Here is a 1725-nt window from a genome sequence, read left to right on the forward strand (position 1 = left end):
ACCATTTCGAGGGTGAGCTCGTCGTGGTTGCGCAGGAAGATGCCCCACTGGCAGCCGGAGGGGATGGCGGGGGTCTTGGCGAGGATTTCCGAGACCGGGTAGCGGGATTCCCGGCGCACGGCCATGAAGATCCGCGGCATCACCGGGAAATGGAACGCCATGTGGCACTCGTCGCCGCCGCTGCGGTAGTCGCCGAAGTAGTCGACGACGTCCTCGGGCCACTGGTTGGCCTCGGCCAGCAGCACGGTGTCCGGGTACTGCGTGTCGATCTCCTTGCGGACCCGCTTCAGGAAGTCGTGGGTCGCGGGGAGGTTCTCGCAGTTGGTGCCCTCGCTCTGGTAGAGGTACGGCACCGCGTCCAGCCGGAAGCCGTCGATGCCCAGGTCGAGCCAGAAGCGGAGCGCGGAGAGGATCTCCTCCTGGACGGCCGGGTTCTCGTAGTTGAGGTCCGGCTGGTGGGAGAAGAACCGGTGCCAGTAGTACTGCTTGCGGACCGGGTCGTAGGTCCAGTTGGAGACCTCGGTGTCGACGAAGATGATCCGCGCGCCCTGGTACTGCTTGTCGTCGTCCGCCCAGACGTAGTAGTCGCCGTACGGCCCGTCGGGGTCCTTGCGCGACTCCTGGAACCACGGGTGCTGGTCGCTGGTGTGGTTCATGACGAAGTCGATGATGACGCGCATGCCGCGCTGGTGGGCGGCGTCGACGAACTCCACGAAGTCGGCGAGGTCGCCGAACTCGGGGAGGACGGCGGTGTAGTCGGAGACGTCGTAACCGCCGTCCCGCAGCGGGGACTTGAAGAACGGCGGCAGCCAGAGGCAGTCGACACCGAGCCACTGCAGATAGTCGAGTTTCGCGGTCAGGCCCTTGAGGTCGCCGATGCCGTCGCCGTTGCTGTCCTGGAAGGAGCGGACCAGGACCTCGTAGAAGACGGCCCGTTTGAACCAGTCCGGGTCCCGGTCCTTGGCGGGGGTGTCCTCGAAGGTGTCCGGGACGGGTTCGTTGACGATCATTGTATGGGTGACCCTCCGATCTGCGGGGACGGTCGCAGGACGGTGAGGATGTGCGCGGTCCGGTGACCCGGCTCCAGGCGCACATAGTTGGCCCTGCCCCAGTTGTAGGTTTCGCCGGTGAGCTCGTCGCGCACCGGCACCGACTCATGCCAGTTCAGGCCGAGTTGCGGCATGTCCAACGAGACCGTGGCCTCCTGGGTGTGGTGGGGGTCGAGGTTCACGACCACCAGAACCGTGTTCGATCCGCTCCGCTTGCTGTAGACGATCACCGCTTCCTGGTCGGCATGGTGGAAGTGGAGGTCGCGCAGCTGCCGCAGGGCCGGGCTGCTGCGCCGGATTGTGTTGAGGCGGGTGATGAGGGGGGCGATGCCGTCGGTGTCGGCGGCCGTCCAGTCGCGTGGCTTGAGCTGGTACTTCTCGGAGTCGAGGTACTCCTCGCTGCCTTCTCTGAGGGGGGTGTTCTCGCAGAGTTCGTAGCCGCTGTAGATGCCCCAGGTGGGGGAGAGGGTGGCGGCGAGCACGGCCCGGGCCTCGAAGGCGGGACGGTGGCCGTGCTGGAGGTAGGCGTGCAGGATGTCCGGGGTGTTGGCGAAGAAGTTCGGCCGCATCGAGGCGGCGGACTCGCCGGACAACTCGGTGAGGTACTCGGTGAGTTCCTGCTTGGTGGTGCGCCAGGTGAAGTAGGTGTAGGACTGCTGGAAGCCGATCTGGGCGA

Annotated in this window: 1 protein-coding gene and 1 pseudogene; both read right to left on the minus strand. The window is 66.0% G+C overall.

The features are described 5' to 3' along the window. Positions 1 to 1010 (minus strand): alpha-amylase family glycosyl hydrolase (locus ACFWPQ_RS51915; protein WP_384052191.1); only part of this gene is annotated, 1010 nt, incomplete at its 3' end. Further along, positions 1007 to 1725, minus strand: a pseudogene (locus tag ACFWPQ_RS51920) (alpha-1,4-glucan--maltose-1-phosphate maltosyltransferase); the annotation flags it as partial. The pseudogene ACFWPQ_RS51920 and the gene ACFWPQ_RS51915, both read right to left, overlap by 4 nt.

Origin of the sequence: Streptomyces sp. NPDC058464 (assembly GCF_042721035.1) — a bacterium.
Lineage (GTDB): Bacteria > Actinomycetota > Actinomycetes > Streptomycetales > Streptomycetaceae > Streptomyces.